A 19,186-nucleotide genomic window follows, 5' to 3' on the forward strand; every position below is an offset into this window, starting at 1 on the left:
CTTCAAGCCCTCCCGGCTGGTCGGCTCGAGTGGACACGGGCAAAACACAACCGCTCTGGTTGGATTTCACAGTCAGCGGGCCCTGCCAGCCACGGCCCACCAGTCCGACGAAGAAGGGGCCCGGAGGACCAAGGCCTGAAGAAGCCCATGATGGCCAGGCCTACCCATTGGCTCTCCCTGGGCTGTGTCCGGAGGGAAAGCTCGTTTCCGCGGACGCGGATGAGCATCGACAGGGTGAAGGCATGGCCCCGTCCCCAGGGACTTCGCGACCTGGCTGACAGCAGCTCCACCTGCAAGGCGTTGCACCATGTCTTCGCGCATCTCAAGCGTACCAGGCCCTTGCCTGTTCATGAGACTGCTGGGTGTCTTCGCATCCAGGCTGGATGGGTAATCCCAGACCTCACCCATGCATAGGTTATTCCGAAAGACAATGAATTACGCGCTTTGGAAGCCGTGCGTCGCCCTTCGTGAATCCCGGGGGATGGGCTGTCCAGCGCCGTGGCTGCTAGGCTGCGGTCCATCCTCACATGACCACCTTGCTCTTCGCCGCGGCGACGGACCCGGGCCTGTCCACCGGCTCGCTCATCTGGATCGTTCTTCTTTTCTTCGGCCTCTTCAAAGGCTGGCAGGCACTCCAGGAGGCCTCCACCAACCGCAAGGCGGTCTATTCGCTGATGCTGGTGGATGTCGCCGCGCTGGGGATCCTCCTCGTCCAGTTCTTCAAGGTGCTCGACTCGCCTCCGGCGGCGATCCTGGTGGGGCTGTTCACGTTCGTCCTCATGCTGCTGGGGCTGTTTCTCGCCGTCACCGGCCTCATCGAGCTCCGCGCCGACAAGGAACGGAGCATCAAGGGACGCTCGCACGCGTGGTGGGCCATCGCGATCTCGGCGCTCATGCTGACCGGCATGGGCATTGGCTTCGCCCGGGTCATGGCCCGCCGGAATGAAATCCCGGAGAACCTCCGGGTGGAGAAGCCCCAGGAAGGCATCCGTGACGAGGCGATGAACTTCGCCTTCCAGCATCCGGGCAAGCCGTGGACGACGCTGAACGCCCCACGCCTCAACAAGCTCGCGAAGTTCGCCATGGCGCGCGGGGGCGACGCCCAGATGTACTTCATGATCGTCCCGGAGAAGTTCGCGGATGGAGAGCTCGCGGACGAAGCGGAGGGCACCGAGCTGCTCGCGGACATCGTGAGCGCCAACCTCGAGAGCGCCACGGGCACGGTCGAGAAGCTGTCGCGTGAACCCTTTGCCGTCGGTGACCTGAAGGGAATCCGACTGCGCTCCCGTGCCCAGCACGCGAACATGCCGCTGACCTACGTGCACTGGGTCTACGCTCGCGGCGAGCACGCCTATCAGCTCGTGGCGTGGGGAAGCCCGAAGGCGGAGGAGGCGCTCTTCGCCGAGGCGGACCGCCTGTTCTCGCGCTTCTCCCTGGTGGATCCCCAGCGCAAGGCCGCCCCCACCGCCGCGGCCGCGAGCCCCCTGAAGGCACACTCCACGGAGTACGGATACTCCGTCGAATTGGACGGGCGACTGTGGACACGGCCCGACAACCTCGCGACAGAGTTCCCCGAAGCGGACTTCGGCGCAACCGGGGACAACGCCAGCATGGTGGTCGTCCCCCTCTGGCTCTTCGGTGAGGAGCCCTCTCCGGATGCCCTCGCCCACGGCCTGCTGAGCGTCCTCAATGTCGACTCGCGCGAAGCCGCGGTCCGCAATGCCCGCGAGGTCACCACGGGCAAGCTCTCCGGGCAGGCCTTCTCCTACGAGTCGAAGAGTGAAGAGGGAGGCGTCGACGAATACGAGCTGCGCGTATTCCGCGACGGGGACATGGCGTACCTGCTCGCCGGATGGTGGACCAAGAACCAGCCCACGCTCGGCAACCGGGTCCGCTCGGCGCTGGATGCCGTCAAGCTCCGCGCCCCCTCGACGGCGCCCCGCTCCGCGGCGGTGGGCAAGACCGCCGCGACCACCCACGCGAGGGTCTTCGACCAGATGGCGCGCTACTACAGCGACCGGGAGGACTTCGCCGCGGCCGCGCCCTGGTTCAAGCGCGCCTTCGAGCTGGAACCCGGCGTGCCCATGCTGCTCATCAACGCCGCGGCCGGGTACGCCAGCTCCGAGCAGTACGCGGAGGGGCTCGCGCTCATCAATGCCCACGCGAAGCGGTTCCGGGGGGAGCTCCGCCTGGAGTCCTGGCGGGCCTACCTGCTCGTGCGCAGCGGCCGCGAGGCCGAGGGGTTCCAGGCCTACGCTTCCCTCTTCCCCTCCCGCCTCACCAATGAGAGCCACCTGAGCCGGTACCTCACGCTGCTCGAGGAGAAGGGCCGCGTCGCGCAGGCGCTCCAGGTCATCCAGCGGTACCGGAAGCGGGCCGATTCGACGGAGGCCACGCTCATGCATGCGGGCCTCCTGCGCCGCAAGGGAACCCCTGAACAGGCCGCCGCCCTCCTGAAGCAGCGGCAGAAGCGCGAGGGCTACGCCCTGGAGTTGTCCGAAGCGCTGGCGAACACGTGGCTGGAGGCCAAGAAGCCGAAGCTCGCGCTCGAGGTCGCCGAGGAGATGGTGAGCCAGTCAGCGCAGTCCCCCACGGGCTACCGGGCCCGGGCCCGCGTGGAGTACTCGCTCAAGCGCTATGCGGAGGCCAAATCCTCCCTGGAGAAGGCGCTCGAACTGGAGCCCGCATCCACGGACACGCGCCAGTTCCTCGATCATGTGTCCGGCATGCTGGGCCAGGGGACCAACTCGGTGCTCAAGACGCCCATCGAGGAGGTCGCGCTGCCGCCGGAACTGCTCGCGCAGAAGGGCAAGCCCGCCGAGGCCAAGGGCCACAATGGCCAGTACCACCTGCTGGCCACCGCCATCTCCTTCGTGAAGGGCAAGGAGTTGCGCACCACCGACCTGCGCCGGGTCCAGGTGCACAACGCGGCGGGCGTGGAGCGCTACAACACCTTCGAGTTCGAGCTCAACCCGCTGTCCGAGGAGATCTTCGTCAACCGGGTGGAGGTCCGGGATGAGCAGGGCCGCGTGGTGGCCAGGGGCAAGGTGGAGGACTGCTACGTCTCCGACCGGGCCTCCGCGCAGCAGGGCACCCAGCGCCGCATCCTGGTGGTGCCCGTGCCAGGGCTGAAGCCCGGGCACACCGTGGAGGTGGTGGTCACCCGCCGCGACATCACGCCGCCGAAGGCCATGCGCTTCCTCGAACATGACTTCTTCGCGAGCATCCCCGCGTCACGCTCCGTGCTCTACGTCCGTGGCGACGTGGACGCGATGCAGTGGCGGGCCTCGCCCGGCATCAAGCCCCTCCAGGCGCCCGATGCCTTGACCTTCATCGTCGAGCAGCCGGCTCCCTACCGCGAGGAGGGCCTGCAGCCCGACTATCAGGAGTACTTGCCCATGGCGTGGCTGGCCCCCGTCGGCACGACGTGGGAGGCCGAGGGGAGCGACTACCTGAAGTCCATCGCCACGCAGCTCGTGCCCGCGTCCGCCGTGAAGTCCCTGGCCGCCAAGGAGGCGGGGGCGGCGAAGGATGAGGCGACGCGTGCCGCCGCGCTGGCCCGGTGGGTCCAGAAGAGCCTGACCTACCGAGGCATCCTCTTCGGCGCCCGGGTCCGCATTCCGCACACCGTGGATGAAATCCTCGGCAACCGCACCGGCGACTGCAAGGACCACTCCCTCCTGCTGCACCAGCTGCTGGGCGCCGCGGGGATTCCCTCGCAGCTGGCGCTCGTGCGGACGGGCGGCCCCATCGTCGCGGACACGCCTTCGTTGGATCAGTTCGACCACATGGTCGTCTACCTGCCGACGGTGGGCGGGGGCACCTTCGTGGATGTGACGAACAAGTCCGTCGCGCCCCTGAGCAGCGGGGAGCAGGCCCTGGGCGGCCGGGAGACGTTGGTGTTGGATGCCGCGAAGGCCCGGCTCGTGCGCATCCCCGAGTCCTCCCCGAGCCACGTGCGCGCCGAACGGCACGTCCGCCTCCAGGGAACGGTGCTGCACGTGAAGGAGCAGGTGACGCTGAAGGGAAGCCACGCCTCCGCCCTGCGCTACTACCTCTCCAGCGAAGAGCCCTCCGAGCGCGCGGAGATGATGGCCTCCGTGATGGGAGGCTCCCGGGCCGGCGTGAGCGTCACCACCCTGGAGGTCCCCGACCTGGAGGAGCCCGAGCGCCCGCTGACCTTGAAGATCGAATACGTCGTGCGCGGCCGCTTCGCCTCCGCGGGCGGCGGCATCGTGGGGCAACTGCCTTCGCACTGGGAGCACAACTTCCTCGGCCTCCGGGAGACGGAGCGACGTGACTCTCCCCTGGAGACGAGGGCGCCCCTCGTCATCGAGAGCGTGACCCACTTCGAGGTGCCCTCGGGTCAGGACATCCCGGCGCAGGACCTGGCGGAGCGCTCCGGCACCACGGACTACGCGGAGTGGAAGCTGGCGTCCCGGCTGGCCGATGGCGTGCTCACGCGGGACTTCCGCATCCAGCGGGCGAAGGGGCGCTACGAAGCCTCCAGGTACCCCGCGTACAAGGACGCCATGCAGGCCGCGCTGGGCGCCCTGGAGCAACGCGTCTCGCTGCGAGGGGCGGCGTCCGCGGCCGTCCAGGAGTAGCGCCTGGCATCCGGGGGGAGGCCTTCCTCCGGCCTCCACGGAGTCACGTCAGGTGCACTTCGCCTGGCGCCCGAAGCGCGGGGCGTGGAGCGGCGGCGCATGGCGAGCAAGGGGGCTCACGGATTCGCCCCGGGCATTTATTTTGCCCTCAAACAATATAGCCTCCCGCTCCATGGCTGGTCGTCGAGAACCCCTGGATGAGGAACAGCGCGCCCTTCACGACTCCTGGGACACCGTGCTGCGCACGGTGGGCCGGGTGGTGCTGAGCACGGTGCTCATCTGGGGGGTGTGCTCGGCGCTGCGGTATGGCGTCCATGCCACCAGCGACGCGCTGCTGGCGTTCGCCTCCGGGCGGAGCGTCTGGTGGGCGCCGCTGGTGCTCGCGGGCGTGCTGCTGCTGGGCGGGCTGCTGCGGGGGTTCCTCAACCGCCGGCCCGGCTGGAGCGACGTGGCGTCGGACGGGGTGAATGTCGCGCTCCACCACTACCACATCACCTACGAGGACTCGGCGGACGACCCGCGACCGCGCTACTCGCTGCCCACCCTCCAGCTCGCGTTTCGCAAGGCCGTGGCGACGCTGCTGACGCTGGGCACCGGCGCGTCGGGGGGACTGGAGGGCCCCGTGGTGCTGGTGGGCGAGTCGCTGGGCGCGGGCGTGGCCCGCATGACGCGCGCCCACTCCGAGCACACGCTGCGCACCTGCCAGTTGGCGGGCATCGCCGCGGCGGTGGGGACGCTGCTCAACGCGCCGTTCGCCGCCGCGCTCTTCGCGCTGGAGGTCGTCTACGGCAACCGCATCGTCTACCGGAAGCTGGCGTATTGCCTGCTGGCCGGAATCATCACCTACGCGCTCAACAACCGCTTCCTCGGCTTCAAGCCCATCTTCGTGGCGCCGCCCCACGCGCACACGTACACGCTGGGCGAGTACGGGCTCACCGCGCTGGTGGCCGTGGCGGTGTCCGCGCCCATCGCGCTGCTGTTCGGCCTGTCGATGAAGCACACCCGCAACGTGGTGGAGCGCGCCAGCCCGGTGCTGCGCGGTGCCATGGGGGCGCTGTGCACCGTCCTGGTGGCCGGGGGCCTCCACTACGGCGTGGGCATGGACTTCCGGCACGTGCTGGGCATGGGAGAGCACACCGTCGCGCAGCTGCTCACGGGCGCGTCGGGGACGCTGTCGCTGTGGTGGTACCTGCTGCTCATCGTGGGCGGGAAGCTGCTCACGACCAGCTTCACGGTGCAGTCGGGTGGGTCGGCGGGCATGCTCATCCCGTCCATGGTGCTGGGGGGTGTGTCGGGCGCGGCCACGGCGCAGTTGCTCGCGTCGGTGACGGGCACGGGGCCCGCGGACGTGACGGTGTTCGTGGTGGTCGGCATCGCCTCCGCCCTGGTCGCGGTGGTCGGCGTGCCCCTGGCGGCCATCGCGCTGGTGCTGGAGGTGTTCGGCTCCGCCTATGGGCCGCCCGCCGTCCTCGCCTGCTGCGTCACCTATGTGCTGACCCTGCGCCTGTCCGTCTACAACGAACAGCGCAGGGTGCGGGCGGTGGCGACGGAGTCCGTCGTGGGAGCGTGAACGCGAATAGGATGCGCCGGCATGGACTTCCAGGCGCGGCTCGAGGCGCTCACGCACCAGCTCCGGCCCTGGTCTCCGCTCTGGTCCCGCTCCATCCTCCAGGGCTGGCCTGACTCCGGTGCCGCCTGGCCCGGGGACTGGCTGGCCTATGCCCGGTCGCTCGATGAAGCAGGCGAGCGGCGGCTGGACCAGGGCGAGCTCGTGGGCGCCCCGCCCGCGTCCCTGTCCGCGCTCCTGGGTTCGCTCCAGGAGCTGACGGCGCTGCCCTGGCACGAGGGCATCCACCCGCTGACGGTCGCGCAGACGCAGGGACTCAGCGCCAAGAAGGCCCATGAACTCGAGCGGGTGCTCGCCCTGCTCGCGCCCAGGACGCGCTTCATCCAGCAGGCGGTCGATATCGGCGGCGGCATGGGACATCTCGCTCGCCTCTGTGCGCGGACGTTCGGGTGGACCTTCCACAGCATCGATCGGGACGCCGCGCTGCAGGACAAGGGACGGCGGTGGCAGGCGAGAACCCCCTCCCCAGCCGGGGACACCCTGAGTTTCATCCAGGCCTCCGTCGAGGACGGGCTCCAACCCCGAATCGATCCGCTCTTCTCCGGCCGGGACCGGGCCTCCATCGGGCTGCATACGTGCGGGCCGCTCGCGCTCACGCAGATCCGCAAGAGCCAGGGGGCGGGCCTCGTCCTGAATATCGGCTGTTGTTACGACAAGCTGGAGGCCCCGCGAGACTTCCCCGCCTCCCGCTTCGGGAGCGCGCATCCACTGCCCTTCACCCCGCATGCCCTGGCGCTGACGACGCGGGGACGGCATCACAAGAGCGATGAAGAGTTCGCGCGGATGAAGCAGGTGTACGCGTGGCGCTTCGCGTTCAATCTCCTGTCACGGCAACGCTTTCCCGAACTCGGCTTCGTCCGGGCGGGAGACGCGCCCCGAGCGCTGTATGCCGGACGCTTCGCCGTCTATGCGCGCGACCGCCTGGAGCGTCTGGGCCTCGATGCGAACATGACGGATGCGGAACTGGATGCCTTCGAGGTCTCCGTTCGCGCCGAGACGCGCGACCTCCTGCTCTGCCATCTGCTGAGGGACCGCTTCGCGCGGGCGCTGGAGGTCGTGCTCCTGCTCGATCGCGCGATCCTCCTGGAGGAGCTGGGTTTCCAGGTCGAGCTCCTCCAGCTCTTCGATCCACGCCTGTCTCCGCGAAACCTCGCGCTCATCGCTTCACGGAGCGCTTGAGGCTGAGCGCCAGCCCGCGGACGCCTTGGGCCGCTTCGCCACACGCCTGGAACCACTGACGGCACGGGTGGGCCTGGGCCTTTTCGGCGCTCAGGCCTTCGCGGGATACGCGCCCGTGCCGGCCGGGTACCTTCCGTAAGCAATCCAGACCATCAGCAGGGTGAGGAGAGACATGCCCCAAAGGCATCGTGGGCAAGGTCAGGGCTCCGGGAAAGGAGCAACGGGCTTCTGCTCACCGGGCTTGATCGCCCCCACGTGATTCTTGATGAGTTCGTACTGGGCATGCGTGGGCGGATAGACAAGGCGCGCGTCACCCGTCATCCCGGGCCCCGAGGCCCGCAGCGTCAAGGTGAGCGTGCCATCCGCGGAGATCTCCGCCATTCCAATGCTCTCAGGTTCCGTTTTCACAGGAGCCCCTATCGGGATGTCCTTTGAATGAGGAGGGGGTAGCGTCGTCTCCGTCCGCGGCGGGGTTTGGACAGGCTGCGGGCTCACGTGCTCGCGACTTCCACAGCCCATGATGACCACCACTCCCAACACAAGACAGGTTCGCGTGGACATGGATGAGCGGCCTTACACGGCGAGTTCAGGCTCAGGCCACGCGCGATACGGCACTTGCATGCCCGGACGGATGTTGCCCAGATGCACGAGCAACTCCCAGTAGAGCGGGTCCCGAGCCGTGTAGGAGAGCTTCCCTTGTCCTCGCGTCCCGGCGCCATCCGTTGCCAGGAGATAGAGGTGAACTGTCTCATCTTCATCCATCGTCGCGTATCCGATGACGGGTCCTGGAAGGCTCATGGGGTCTGTCTGCCACTGAATGGGTTTACTTCACGGGGTTGCTGGCCCAGAAACCGTGGAGGTTTGGATGGGCTTTGGCGTCCTTCGGATCCTTGCCGAAATAGCGCGCGGCGCTCTCTGCCCAGGTCTCTTCGGGACCGGCCGAGCCTGACTGTTTCTCGTAGGCGCTGAGGGTCGCGAGATCCTTTTTCCGAGCCTGCGTGAAGGCAGGGCTGGCGGAGCGCTTGGTGGCGCCTCCTGATTTGTCTACCGCATGTGCGGACTCGTGAACCACAAGGTCGTAGGAACCGTGTCCCTCGCCCAATCGTGGAACATGCGGCTTCTTGGCGGCGTGACCGATGATCGCGATCACCACCTCATTCGTTTCCGACTTGTGTAAGCCTGGCACTGAGTCCCACGTGCTCCCCGGAGGCCATCCTCGGGGACGGACACCTTTCAGGCTGACCACATAGTCCGTGACGGAGCCGCGGCACACGACGACCTGGGTGCCCTGCTTCTCCAACGCGAAAAGACTGGCGGTCGTCCATTTTTCCAGCCTGGGTACGACGAGCTCGACATCCGAAGAGGTTCCACTGCCACCGGTCTTCGTGATGGAACGCGCTATCGACGACATGCCATTCCTCCTCGCGTGTCATGGACTGATAACACGATGGGTGAGCTGGCCCCAGATCCGAGGACATCCCCAGCAGCCGGCTACCCGGGAGGTCGTGTCCATCTGGAGCAGGTCAGTCCAAGCGCTGGCCGAGGTGGACATTGACAGCACGGGTCGCATCAAAAGACCCGTCGGTTCTTGCTGGACCCACTCCGCCGCGGATGGATGCAGCTCGATGGAACTGGCCTGCTTCTCGCAGCGGACCGAGGGAGATTGAAGCATGCGCGCTGGCGTGTCTGGCGAATCAAGGCACGTAGGCGATGCAATCAATCTCCACGCGCAGGCCGGCGTCTGGCAGCGCGGACACCTGCACGGTGGTCCGCGCGGGCCGGTGCCCGGCGAAGACGCGCTCGTAGACGGCGTTCATCCGTGCGAACTCCTGCATGTCCACCAGGAAGACGCCGCAGCGCAGGACGTGCTGGAGGCTGGAGCCACCGGCCACGAGGATGCGCTCCAGGTTGCGCAGCACCTGCTCTGTCTGCGCTTCGATTCCCTCGGCTTGTACGCCGGTCGCGGGATCCCGGGCAGCCTGTCCGGAGATGAAGAGCAGCCGGTCCAGCTGCATGCCGGGAGAGTACGGGCCCGCGGGCTTGGGCAGACCCGGCGCGACGATGGGCTGATGTTGGATTGACGTCATGGGTTTCTCCTTGAATGGGCTTGCACGATTTTCGGCGTGCCAGGGAAAGGCTTAGGAGGCGTTCCACGAACATCGCACATCGGAAAGGACGCACCGCATGCCCCGGCGCCGCCAGGAACAGGGAATGTCGTCCACGACGAAGTGGGTGCTTGCGGGATTGCTGGGCCTGCCGCTGCTGTGCTGCGGCAGCGGAGGCCTGATGTGCCTGGGCATCCGGTCCGAGTCCCCCTACTCCGAGGCCATCTCCCGGGTGGAGAACCATCCCGGGGTCGTCAGGCTTTTGGGAGCGCCCATCAGCGCGAGCAGCTTCTTCAGCGGCTCGTTCAACGTGAGGAACAAGGATGGTCAGGCGAACATGACCATCAACCTCTCCGGAAGCAGACAGGACGGCCGGCTGGAGGTGAAGGCCGTCCGTACCGACGACGTCTGGGGTTTCAGCCGGCTGCGCGTGGTGGCGGACAACGGCGAGTCGGTGGACGTCGGCGGCTACAGCCGGCACTGAGCTGTCAGAGCAGCTTCGCCATGATGTCGCGCTCACGCTGATCGAGCTGGATGGAGTCCAGCGTCCAGGTGATGAGCTCGTCGGCGACCGAGGCGTCGTAGCCGAAGGTGCTGGCGGCCTCCTTCACCGACGCGCGCTCCTCGTCCGCGAGCGCTCCGTCGGCACAGGCCACCTCGACGAGCATGCGCAGCAGGGAGGCGCGCAGCTCGCGGATTTCAATCTTGGTGACGATGTCGGAGAGCCGGCCGGGCTTCTGGAACTCCGCTTCGATGAGCGCGGCGACCTGCGGGTCGCGGGGTGACAGGCCGATGTTCAGCACCACCTCGTCGAGCTGCTGGCGCTCTTCCTCGGTGACACGGCCGTCGCTCGCCGCCACGTTGGCCATGGCCTGGACGAACGCCAGCAACTGCTCCTGGGGGTACTCGCTCGACATTTCATCTCCTGGGTAGGCAGCATGCGACTGACGGGGAACTCACGGGGATCCCCGATGCCGGGCTTCTGGTCCACACAGGATAGTGGGCGCACCTGAGGAGCGAAAACGGTTTCGGCCGGACGCGCACCTGAACGAGGCGCACGGGTCGGGACAATCCGGGCTTGTCGCCAGGACGTGATGACGCGCAGGGACAAGCCCCCTCGCTTCTCGTCACGGAACTCGTGACAATCCGCGGCATGACCCTGCGACACCCGATTCTCTCCCTGTTGATTTTCTCCCTCGCGGTCGTGCCCACCCTTTCCGCCTGTGGATCCGACGACGGCGATACCCCGGCGGATGCGGGCACCAGGCCCGACTCAGGCCTCCCGCCCGACTCAGGGACCGGGTTCGACGCCGGAACCGAAGTGGACGCGGGCACCGAACCCGACGCAGGCGCCGAGCCCGATGCGGGCACCGAGATGGATGCAGGCACCGAGGCCGATGCGGGCACCGAGATGGATGCAGGCACCGAAGTGGACGCGGGTACCACTCCCGACGCGGGCACCACTCCGGACGCGGGCACCACTCCCGACGCGGGCACGGAGCCTGACGCGGGCACGGAGCCTGACGCAGGCACGGAGCCTGATGCGGGTACGGAGCCCGACGCCGGCACCACTCCCGATGCAGGCACCGAAGTGGACGCGGGTACCACTCCCGACGCGGGCACCACCCCTGACGCAGGCACCACTCCGGACGCGGGCACCACTCCGGACGCAGGCACTGAACCGGACGCGGGCACCACTCCGGACGCGGGCACTGAACCGGACGCGGGCACCACTCCGGACGCGGGCACCGACCCCTTCACCACCTGCGAGGGCACGTGCAAGGACACCGCCGTCACGGTTCAGATTGACGGGAACCAGCGCGTCCTGCCCCGCGCCTTCTTCGGTTACGACGAGCCGACGAACGCCGGGGACCCGTGGACGCTGTGGATCGAGATCAACAACGGGCCGACGGCTGAGTGCCCGTCCGAGACTGCGCCGACTCCTCCGCAGCTCGTCAACGTCTACTCGGTGAAGGTGCCGGTGGACACGACTCCGGAGACGGGTTCCTCCGTGGAGGGAGGACCGGCCGCGACGCTGGTCGACTTCGATGGCGCGCTCCTCCCCTGGGCTCCTTTCGCTCACAGCACGAACCTCACCTTCACGCCCCTGGCGGCCTCGCTCTGCCCCAGCTGCGTCAAGGCCGGGACGCCTCCCGCGTCGCACTTCGTGGCCTTCAATGTCGACGGCACCTACGAGAATGGCGCCATCTCCGGCCACGGGTACGCGACCTACTGCCCCTCGCTCGACCGCCTCCAGAACAACGAACCGGACGCGGGCACCCAGCCGGACGCGGGCACCGAGCCGGACGCGGGCACCGAGCCGGATGCGGGCACCACGCCCGACGCGGGCACCGAGCCGGACGCGGGCACCGATCCCTTCACCCTCTGCGAGGGCACGTGCCAGGACACCACCGTCACGGCCCAGATGGACGAAACCCAGCTGCCCCTGAACCACGCCTACTTCGGCTACGCGGAGCCGACGAACGCCGAGGAGCCGTGGAGGCTGTGGATCGAGCTCAGCAACGGCGAGACGGATGAGTGCCCGTCTCCGACAGCGCCAACCCCGCCGCAGATCGCCACTCTCGAATTGGTGAAGGCGCCGGTGGACACGACCCCGGAGACGGGCTCCACGGCGGGGGGACCGACGTCCGCGCTGTTCGACTTCGATGGCGCGCTCATGCCGGAGTATGCCGTTCGCGACACGGGCCTCACCTTCACGCCCGTGGCGGCCTCGCTCTGCCCCAGCTGCATCAAGGCCGGGACGCCTCCCGCGAAGCACTTCGTGGCCTTCGACGTGAACGTCACCTACAGAAACGGCGCCGCCGTCTACGGCCACGGGTACGCGACCTACTGCCCCTCGATGAACACCCTCCAGGACGACTGAGAGCGGTCCCGACACCCGTTCCCCCGGCCCTTCAATCTGGAAAGGCCGGGGGAGCCCCGGCAACATACGGCCATGAGCGACGAGAACCCGAGCATCCTGTCCCACGTCTCCATTGGCACGAATGACTTCGCGCGCGCCGTGGCCTTCTACGACGCGATCCTCACGCCGCTGGGCTGCCGGCGGGTGTTGGAGTTCCCGAACGCGGTGGCCTATGGCCGCCAGTTCCCGGAGTTCTGGGTCCAGGCGCCCATCGACGGAAAGCCCGCCACCGTGGGCAATGGCACGCACTTCTGCTTCATCGCCACGTCGAAGCAGGCGGTGGATGCCTTTCATCAGGCGGCCCTCAAGGCGGGAGCCACCGATGACGGCGCCCCCGGCCCGCGCCCCCTGTATGGCCCGCCCTACTACGGGTGCTTCGTGAGGGATCCGGACGGCCACAAGGTCGAAGCGAACTTCTGGGACACGTCGCTCGGCGGCCACGAAGGCGCCTGAGACGCCGGGCTCAGTGGGCCCGGAGGTATTCCTCCGTGCTCGGCGGATACTCCGTCCAGAAGCGCAGGGAGCCCTGGTGCCCCATCAGCGTCTCCTGTTTGCCAGCCTGGTCCGCGTCTGAGACGAAGACCGCCAGCTCCGTCCTGAGCGGTGACTGGGGGTCGCGCACGGCGGTCAGGGGCAGACGCAGGTCCACCTCGTAGCCGTACCGGGTCCGGCGCCAGCCGCCTTCCGCGCCCAAGAAGGCTTCGTCCTCCTCCTTCATCCCCGTCTCCACCTGCTTCTGCCAGCGGCGCACCTGGAGCCCTCCACCGGGCTCCAGGAGCACGCCCAGCTTGAAGCCTCCAGCACGGTGCGACACGGTGAGCTCCAGGTGGTCCGAGCCCCGCCCGGCGGCGCCCGGGGTGAAGGGAACGACGACGTCGTCATCCACCTCGGCGTGCAGCCACAGCGCCTCTCCGACGCGCATCACCTGCCAGGCGAGCGCCAGGTCCTGCTTGTCGCGCCAGGCGTCCTTGCCCCACGCGATGTGGATCCGCGTGTACGCATGCGCCGTGGGGGCGAGCGCCCGTGCGGCCTTGATGCTGGCCGCCTGCCGCACGGGATATGGCTGGCCCCCATTGACATGCAGCCCCTGCGTCGGAACGAACGCCATCGCGTCAGGCCGCAGGCGGGAGAAGCTCGAACGGCTTCCCCGCGAGCCATAGGGGCCATCGCATTGAGTGAAGACATACTCGGTCCGGGTCACCTGCTCGAAGACCGCCATGCCCGTGTCGAAGGGAAGGGGCCATACCTGGCCGTTCTTCAGCACGACAGGGCACACGAAGCCGTCGCAGCGCCCTTCGTCCTCTCCCGGCGGGGTGACCAGCAGCGTGCACGTGTCTCCATGACACTCATGATGCAGGGGGACGGTGTGCTCGGCGCCGCAGACCTCGAGGGCCTTGGCGAGCGAGGCCTCGGGCACCGGGGACAGCAACTGGGGCGACTCGGATGGAGCCGGGGCGGGAGCAGGAGTCGGGGTCGACCGCGCGCCCCTCCACGCGAGAAGCCGCGCCGCCTTGAGGTCTTGCGTCACCTTGCGGCCATCGGGGGACAGGCGGAAGACGGTGTGGCTGACGGATGATTCGTCCACCCCCGAGTCCTGAGCCGGCGCGCTCGAGTCGTAGTACTCGCCATGGAAGGGAGGGTTGAAGTCGAGCACCTGGAGCGTGCGCTCCGCGATGAACCGCACGTCCCGCGTGGTCCGGTGGATGAGGGTGTCCTGCCTGGTGCCAGGCTCCCAGAGCACCCGGCCCTCGCGGTCGGTGATGACCAGCGCATCGTTGGCGCAATAGTCCGTCGAGCAGGGCCCCAGCGCATTGTGGACATGCCACACGCAGAACGCGCCCCGGCAGTCCTTCCGGCGGACGGATTCCCCCAGCAGCGGGTCCGGGCTCTCGAATTCGACGAGGCGGCGTGGCGCGGACTCCTCCTGCGCCAGCACAGGAGAACCGGCGCAGAGCGCAAACACCAGGGCGAGCGCCCCACCCATCCATCCATGTCGCGAGGCTTCACCCATGGGCCGCTCCTCTTGCAGCACGCATGCCTGGACCTTCGCGGCGAAAAAGCCACACCGGAGCGGGCGCGGGGCGACGCCCTCGGCGACTCCCCCTCCCACCCTGCCCCGCCTCATCCCTAACTTCAAATCCCAGAGGTCCCTGCGCCACGGGAGGCGAGCCATGAACACCGGAGCATCCGAGCCCACCGACGCCATCCCCCGCTACATCCTGGAAGGCCGGGTGGTGACGCTCAACTCCCAGGACGAAGTGATTGAACGGGGGCGCGTCCTCATCCGTGGCAGCCGCATCGTCGCGGTCGAGCCGTCGGGCGGCCCCCTCCCCGAGGCCTTCCGGAACGCGCCCAGGGTCGACACCGGCGGCACGCTGTACCCGGGGCTCATCGACCTGCACAACCACTTCGTCTACGACGTGCTCACGCTGTGGCGGGTGCCGAAGCGCTACCTCAACCGCACCCAGTGGCCGCGCCACGCGGACTACGCCACGCGCATCTCCCTGCCCATCCGCGTGCTCGCCGGCCACGCGCCTTCGGCCCGCGCCGTCGTCCGCTACATCGAAGCCAAGGCGCTGCTCGCGGGCACGACCACCGGCCAGGGCATCCGGACCCGCGTGTCCGGCGGAGAGGCCCTCTTCCGGGGCGCCATGCGCAACGTCGAGGAACCGCGCGACGACCACCTGCCCGCGGGCAGCACCCGCGTGATGGACCTGCATGACGACGCGGAGGACATCGAATCCTTCCGCGAGGCCCTGAAGTCCCGCGCCGCGTACTTCTACCACCTGGGCGAAGGCGTGGATGACTATGCCCACCGCCGCTATGTCGACCTGGCGGACCATGACCTCGTCCAGCCTTCACTGATTGGCATCCACAGCCTGGGATTGCAGCGCCCGGACCTGGACCGGATGGCCACCATGGGCGCCAAGGTCGTGTGGTCCCCCTTCAGCAACCTGCTGCTGTATGGACAGACATTGCACCTCGCGGACCTGCTCGGCGCGGGCGTGACGTTCTCCCTGGGCTGTGATTGGTCCCCCACCGGCAGCAAGAACCTCCTCCAGGAGCTGAAGGTCGCCCGCCACGAAGCGGCGCGGCAGGGCGTGTCCCTGTCCGCCAAGGCCCTGGTGCGCTCGGTGACAGCGGACGCCGCCCGGGTCACGGGCTGGCAGACCCAGTTGGGCACGCTCCGCGCCAACGCGCTCGCGGACCTGCTGGTCATCGCGGGCACGGACGGCGACCCCTATGACGCGTTGATCTCCGCCACGGAGAAGGAGGTGCGCCTGGTCATCGTGGACGGCGTGGCCCGCTTCGGGGACCGCGCGCTGATGGAATCCCTCGCCTTCGACCCGGGCCATCCCACCGAGCCCTGGACCGTCGACGGCGTCGAGAAGGCCTTCTCCCTGTGGACGGACGACTCCCCGCTCAACGACGTGGGCTTCGACGCGGCGCGCGCCCTCCTCGAAGAGGCCATGGCGGACCTGCCGGGCTTCCGGCACCGGATGGACCGCGACGAGCGCGAACTGCTACGCCCCGGCGAGCCCAGGCCCTTCGAGCTCGTGCTCGACAATGAGCCGCAGGACGTCTTCGCCACCGGCCCCGAGGCCTCCGGGTTCCTCAGCGACCTGGACCGGGTGGCCGGACGCATCATGCTCGACACGCCCACCGTGGGCGGACCGGCCTACTGGGAGCTTTTGTCCGCGCAGGTCAACCTGGATGACACGCTGAAACAGCAACTGAGGTCGGACTACGCGTGAAAGGCGTCCGCGCCAGGAAATAAATGCCCCTGACGGCGTAACCCCTGTGCAACGGCTGCACTGGACAGACCGGAAGGGACATCTCGAATGAATCACAGCGTGCGGAAGGCGGCGTGGGCGGCACTGGCCGCGAGCGCCCTGCTCCTGGGCGGAGCCTGCGGAGGCGACGACGGCCCTGATGACACCCCGACCCCGGACGGAGGCACGCAGCCGGACGCGGGGACGTCCCCCGATGCCGGCACGAAGCTCCCCGCGGAGGAGGGCCGCGCGCTGGCGGTGTCCAATGGCGGCCTCATCGTGGTGGGCTCCACCGAGGCGAACCTGGCCACCACGGGCGTGGACCTGCTCGTGCGGCGCTACGAGGCGTCGGGCGAGGTGGACACGTCGTTCGGCACGCAGGGCTCCGTGGTGCTCGACTTCGACGGTCCCGCCACGGGCCCCATCTCCGGCCAGCGGGAGCAGGACGACCGCGCGGACACGGTGGCGGTGCTCGCGGATGGCAGCATCCTGGTCGCGGGCTTCGCCCGGGGCGGCACCAAGACGGACTCGCGCGACTTCGCGGTGGTGAAGCTCCAGCCCAACGGGCAGCTGGACACCGGCTTCAACAAGACGGGCAAGTCCCGGCTGCACTTCGGCGAGGAGGGCTCGGTCAACTTCGTGGGCACCGTCCGGAGCATCCTGCCCCTGGCGGACGGCCGCTTCTACGTCGGCGGCTTCCTGACCAAGTCGGACGGACTGGACGAGGACTTCGCGCTGCTGCGCTACAACGCGGACGGGTCGCTCGACACGACGTTCAAGTCCGCGGGCAGCCCGTCCGGCAGCTGGATTGGCGGCGCGTACACGGATGCCGAATCCGTGCAGGGAATGGTGCTCCAGGGCTCCAACGTCGTCCTGGCCGGGGGTGACCACTTCGCGGCCGTGCGCATCACAGCCAGCGGCAGCCAGGACATGACCTTCGGGACGGGCGGCATCGCGAAGAGCGAGGACGGCCAGGCCCACGCCCTGGTGGCGCGGCCCAACGGCGGCTTGCTGCTCGCGGGCGAACGGCAGGACGTGAAAATCGGTGGTGAAGCGCACGGCGTGCTGAAGCTCGTGGCGTACACGGCGGACGGCAAGCCGGACGTCACCTTTGGCCCCGCGGGCGTGCGGGAGCTCACCGCGCCCGCGGGCGTGCTCGACGTGGTGGACGTCAGCGGCCTGCGCATCCAGGCGGATGGGAAGATCCTCGTCTTCGCGGACGTGTACGCGAAGCCCGTGCTCTTCCGGCTGCTGGCCAACGGAGACCTGGACACGTCCTTCGGCACGGACGGCATGGTGCGCTGGCCGGAGACGCAGCTGGCGGTGCCGCTGTTCGTCCGCTCCACCACCGGACCGAAGCTGGCCATCCTGGGCGACCGGGCCTTCGTCACGGACGCGAACGTCTTCTCGCCTGGGTACTTCCCTGCGGAGAACGCGTACGTGCTGCTCAAGAGCACGGGGCTGTAGTCCCACGGGCAAGAAGCCCGGCCTCCCTCGCGGGCGCCGGGCTTCCTGGACAGACGCAAGGCTTTGGAAGGCCTAGCAGGTCTTGTTGTAGAGGGCGATGCAGTTATTGAGCAGCTGCTGGCGGGTACACTTGCCGTTGTCCTTGCAGACGCCGATGTCCGTGCCAGGCCACTTGCAGTACAGGAGCGTGACCCAGCAGTTGGGGCCCATGGCCGAGACCTCGGACGGCGACTCCATCGACGCCAGCGGCTCGTCCGACGACGTCAGCGGGTCGTGGTCCAGGATGATGTTCTGACCGGACTCGGTGGAGATCATCTCGGCGTTGTCGGACGGGTATTCCTCCACGCCCGTACCACAGCCCACCAGCGGAACCGCGGCCAGCATGAGTCCCAGGAGAAGCTTCTTCATGGTTGGTCTTTCTCTCGGTCAGTCGGGGACGCCCGAAGGGTCGCACCGCATGGATGGACGTCATCCATAGACACGAACACTATATCCAGGAACAAACCGCACAAACCGGATTTCTTACAGACGGCTGGGATTGCCGTGGATTCTGAACAGAAGGCCCCCACCCGGACCTTCATGCTCAATGCATTCGCACCTTCACGCTCATGCGCCCCCTGGGGATGTTCAGCTCGCACCTGGGAGCGGGGGTGGAGGGAGTGACGCGAACCGCCTCACGGTTCCTGGCGTCGTAGCGCTGGCGCTTCGCCGCGTCGCCCAGCTCGTCGTAGGCCGCCTGGATGAGAAGGAAGTGTTCCGCGGACTCCGGCCGGGGGTCCCGGTCCGGGTGGTAACGGCGCACCTGACGCAGGTAGGCGCGCCGGATGTCGTGTGCGTCCGCGGTCATCGCCACGCCAAGCACCGCGTACAGGTCCGCCATGCACCGGAACCTGGAAACGGTGCGCGCTCAGGCAAACGGGCCAGAAGGCGCAAGCTTCCGTCCTGCGTCAATCAGTGAAGACGGGCGGGGTCGTCTGGGTGAGGATGGGCACGGGCTTGTCGCCAGACATCGCCAGGAGGCCCTTGAGGCACCGCGCGGCGAGCAGCCAGTTCTTCGGGTTCTTCATGTCCAGCCCGCCGACGAGCTGCTTGAGGATGCTGAGCGTGTCGAAGTAGACGCGCTCGCACACCAGCGTCTCCGTTTCATCGAAGATGAAGTAGGCCGACATGCGCACCCGGAAGGTGTTGCCCGTGGCGGGAATCTGGCCCAGCGGCCCCAGGTGGGTGCCCATGAGCCAGAACTCCACGATGACGGCGTCATCGCTGTGCCGCAGCGAGATGATCTCGTGGTGCTGGTCCGGGAAGGCCACGCGGGTGTCGCGGTAGTAGTCGCGCACCGCGCTGTTCCCGTCATGCACCGTCAGGGTGGGGATGAGCTCGTAATGCGGATGCGGGAAGGTGGACAGGACGGCGTCCCAGTCCTGTCTCACCTCGTCGTGGAAATGGGCCAACACCAGCTTCTGTCGTGCCTTGCGGACCGGCTCTGTGAGCATGCCCTACCCCAA

Annotated in this window: 16 protein-coding genes; 8 read left to right on the top strand and 8 right to left on the bottom strand. The window is 68.1% G+C overall.

The genetic code is table 11. The features are described 5' to 3' along the window. Positions 1 to 527 precede the first annotated feature (527 nt). The 3 genes from JYJ93_RS31355 to JYJ93_RS31365 all read left to right on the top strand — a co-directional run bounded on the left by JYJ93_RS31355 (position 528) and on the right by JYJ93_RS31365 (position 7,413). On the top strand, positions 528 to 4,607 hold the full coding sequence (locus JYJ93_RS31355; RefSeq protein WP_206798226.1) for a DUF3857 domain-containing protein: 4,080 nt from the start codon (positions 528 to 530) through the stop codon (positions 4,605 to 4,607). A gap of 172 nt (positions 4,608 to 4,779) precedes the next feature. Continuing rightward, entirely contained in the window at positions 4,780 to 6,177 is a 1,398-nt protein-coding gene (locus tag JYJ93_RS31360) for a chloride channel protein (protein ID WP_206798227.1), read from the top strand. Between the two features lie 21 nt (positions 6,178 to 6,198). Continuing rightward, positions 6,199 to 7,413, top strand: a complete 1,215-nt coding sequence (locus JYJ93_RS31365; protein ID WP_206798228.1) for a methyltransferase — start codon at positions 6,199 to 6,201, stop codon at positions 7,411 to 7,413. Between the two features lie 198 nt (positions 7,414 to 7,611). Here JYJ93_RS31365 and JYJ93_RS31370 read toward each other — a convergent pair whose 3' ends face one another. The 3 genes from JYJ93_RS31370 to JYJ93_RS31380 all read right to left on the bottom strand — a co-directional run bounded on the left by JYJ93_RS31370 (position 7,612) and on the right by JYJ93_RS31380 (position 9,500). Continuing rightward, complete coding sequence (locus JYJ93_RS31370; protein ID WP_206798229.1) at positions 7,612 to 7,794, bottom strand: hypothetical protein; 183 nt, start codon at positions 7,792 to 7,794, stop codon at positions 7,612 to 7,614. Between the two features lie 442 nt (positions 7,795 to 8,236). Next, on the bottom strand, positions 8,237 to 8,824 hold the full coding sequence (locus JYJ93_RS31375) for a hypothetical protein (RefSeq protein WP_206798230.1): 588 nt from the start codon (positions 8,822 to 8,824) through the stop codon (positions 8,237 to 8,239). 283 nt (positions 8,825 to 9,107) lie between these two features. Further along, complete coding sequence (locus tag JYJ93_RS31380) at positions 9,108 to 9,500, bottom strand: Rid family detoxifying hydrolase (protein ID WP_206798231.1); 393 nt, start codon at positions 9,498 to 9,500, stop codon at positions 9,108 to 9,110. A gap of 124 nt (positions 9,501 to 9,624) precedes the next feature. Between JYJ93_RS31380 and JYJ93_RS31385 the strand changes: the two genes are divergently transcribed. After that, on the top strand, positions 9,625 to 10,002 hold the full coding sequence (locus tag JYJ93_RS31385) for a cytochrome c oxidase assembly factor Coa1 family protein (RefSeq protein ID WP_206798232.1): 378 nt from the start codon (positions 9,625 to 9,627) through the stop codon (positions 10,000 to 10,002). Between the two features lie 4 nt (positions 10,003 to 10,006). Here JYJ93_RS31385 and JYJ93_RS31390 read toward each other — a convergent pair whose 3' ends face one another. Next, entirely contained in the window at positions 10,007 to 10,435 is a 429-nt protein-coding gene (locus JYJ93_RS31390; protein WP_206798233.1) for a tellurite resistance TerB family protein, read from the bottom strand. Between the two features lie 404 nt (positions 10,436 to 10,839). Here JYJ93_RS31390 and JYJ93_RS40320 point away from each other — a divergent pair, with 404 nt between their 5' ends. Together JYJ93_RS40320 and JYJ93_RS31400 are read left to right on the top strand one after the other, a co-directional pair. Further along, positions 10,840 to 12,402: a hypothetical protein gene (locus tag JYJ93_RS40320; RefSeq protein ID WP_347402709.1), complete on the top strand. Its 1,563-nt coding sequence runs from the start codon at positions 10,840 to 10,842 to the stop codon at positions 12,400 to 12,402. 72 nt (positions 12,403 to 12,474) lie between these two features. Then, positions 12,475 to 12,894, top strand: coding sequence for a VOC family protein (locus tag JYJ93_RS31400; RefSeq protein ID WP_206798234.1), 420 nt, complete (start codon positions 12,475 to 12,477; stop codon positions 12,892 to 12,894). 10 nt (positions 12,895 to 12,904) lie between these two features. On the opposite strand, the gene JYJ93_RS31405 is transcribed toward JYJ93_RS31400, so the two are convergent. Beyond that, positions 12,905 to 14,452 carry a hypothetical protein gene (locus JYJ93_RS31405; RefSeq protein WP_206798235.1) on the bottom strand — a complete coding sequence of 516 codons (1,548 nt, stop codon included), beginning with the start codon at positions 14,450 to 14,452 and terminating at the stop codon, positions 12,905 to 12,907. Between the two features lie 160 nt (positions 14,453 to 14,612). On the opposite strand from JYJ93_RS31405, the gene JYJ93_RS31410 reads away from it, so the two are divergent. Both JYJ93_RS31410 and JYJ93_RS31415 read left to right on the top strand, forming a co-directional pair. Then, a complete protein-coding gene (locus JYJ93_RS31410) occupies positions 14,613 to 16,196 on the top strand; it encodes an amidohydrolase family protein (RefSeq protein WP_206798236.1) in 1,584 nt (527 codons plus the stop codon). A gap of 87 nt (positions 16,197 to 16,283) precedes the next feature. Beyond that, entirely contained in the window at positions 16,284 to 17,681 is a 1,398-nt protein-coding gene (locus JYJ93_RS31415) for a hypothetical protein (RefSeq protein WP_206798237.1), read from the top strand. Between the two features lie 72 nt (positions 17,682 to 17,753). Here JYJ93_RS31415 and JYJ93_RS31420 read toward each other — a convergent pair whose 3' ends face one another. The 3 genes from JYJ93_RS31420 to JYJ93_RS31430 all read right to left on the bottom strand — a co-directional run bounded on the left by JYJ93_RS31420 (position 17,754) and on the right by JYJ93_RS31430 (position 19,174). Then, positions 17,754 to 18,089 (bottom strand): hypothetical protein, encoded by a 336-nt coding sequence (locus JYJ93_RS31420; protein ID WP_206798238.1) that lies wholly within the window; start codon positions 18,087 to 18,089, stop codon positions 17,754 to 17,756. 175 nt (positions 18,090 to 18,264) lie between these two features. Then, positions 18,265 to 18,561: a J domain-containing protein gene (locus JYJ93_RS31425; protein ID WP_206798239.1), complete on the bottom strand. Its 297-nt coding sequence runs from the start codon at positions 18,559 to 18,561 to the stop codon at positions 18,265 to 18,267. A gap of 67 nt (positions 18,562 to 18,628) precedes the next feature. Continuing rightward, positions 18,629 to 19,174 (bottom strand): ester cyclase, encoded by a 546-nt coding sequence (locus tag JYJ93_RS31430; RefSeq protein WP_206798240.1) that lies wholly within the window; start codon positions 19,172 to 19,174, stop codon positions 18,629 to 18,631. Positions 19,175 to 19,186 lie beyond the last annotated feature (12 nt).

The sequence above is a fragment of the Corallococcus sp. NCSPR001 genome (assembly GCF_017309135.1).
GTDB lineage: Bacteria > Myxococcota > Myxococcia > Myxococcales > Myxococcaceae > Corallococcus.

Bases quoted from the DNA above. Each gene is read 5' to 3' on its own strand.
- JYJ93_RS31355 (WP_206798226.1), top strand. From the start codon at position 528: ATGACCACCTTGCTCTTCGCCGCGGCGACGGACCCGGGCCTGTCCACC.
- JYJ93_RS31360 (WP_206798227.1), top strand. From the start codon at position 4,780: ATGGCTGGTCGTCGAGAACCCCTGGATGAGGAACAGCGCGCCCTTCAC.
- JYJ93_RS31365 (WP_206798228.1), top strand. From the start codon at position 6,199: ATGGACTTCCAGGCGCGGCTCGAGGCGCTCACGCACCAGCTCCGGCCC.
- JYJ93_RS31370 (WP_206798229.1), bottom strand. From the start codon at position 7,794: ATGGCGGAGATCTCCGCGGATGGCACGCTCACCTTGACGCTGCGGGCC.
- JYJ93_RS31375 (WP_206798230.1), bottom strand. From the start codon at position 8,824: ATGTCGTCGATAGCGCGTTCCATCACGAAGACCGGTGGCAGTGGAACC.
- JYJ93_RS31380 (WP_206798231.1), bottom strand. From the start codon at position 9,500: ATGACGTCAATCCAACATCAGCCCATCGTCGCGCCGGGTCTGCCCAAG.
- JYJ93_RS31385 (WP_206798232.1), top strand. From the start codon at position 9,625: ATGTCGTCCACGACGAAGTGGGTGCTTGCGGGATTGCTGGGCCTGCCG.
- JYJ93_RS31390 (WP_206798233.1), bottom strand. From the start codon at position 10,435: ATGTCGAGCGAGTACCCCCAGGAGCAGTTGCTGGCGTTCGTCCAGGCC.
- JYJ93_RS31400 (WP_206798234.1), top strand. From the start codon at position 12,475: ATGAGCGACGAGAACCCGAGCATCCTGTCCCACGTCTCCATTGGCACG.
- JYJ93_RS31405 (WP_206798235.1), bottom strand. From the start codon at position 14,452: ATGGGTGAAGCCTCGCGACATGGATGGATGGGTGGGGCGCTCGCCCTG.
- JYJ93_RS31410 (WP_206798236.1), top strand. From the start codon at position 14,613: ATGAACACCGGAGCATCCGAGCCCACCGACGCCATCCCCCGCTACATC.
- JYJ93_RS31415 (WP_206798237.1), top strand. From the start codon at position 16,284: ATGAATCACAGCGTGCGGAAGGCGGCGTGGGCGGCACTGGCCGCGAGC.
- JYJ93_RS31420 (WP_206798238.1), bottom strand. From the start codon at position 18,089: ATGAAGAAGCTTCTCCTGGGACTCATGCTGGCCGCGGTTCCGCTGGTG.
- JYJ93_RS31425 (WP_206798239.1), bottom strand. From the start codon at position 18,561: ATGGCGGACCTGTACGCGGTGCTTGGCGTGGCGATGACCGCGGACGCA.
- JYJ93_RS31430 (WP_206798240.1), bottom strand. From the start codon at position 19,174: ATGCTCACAGAGCCGGTCCGCAAGGCACGACAGAAGCTGGTGTTGGCC.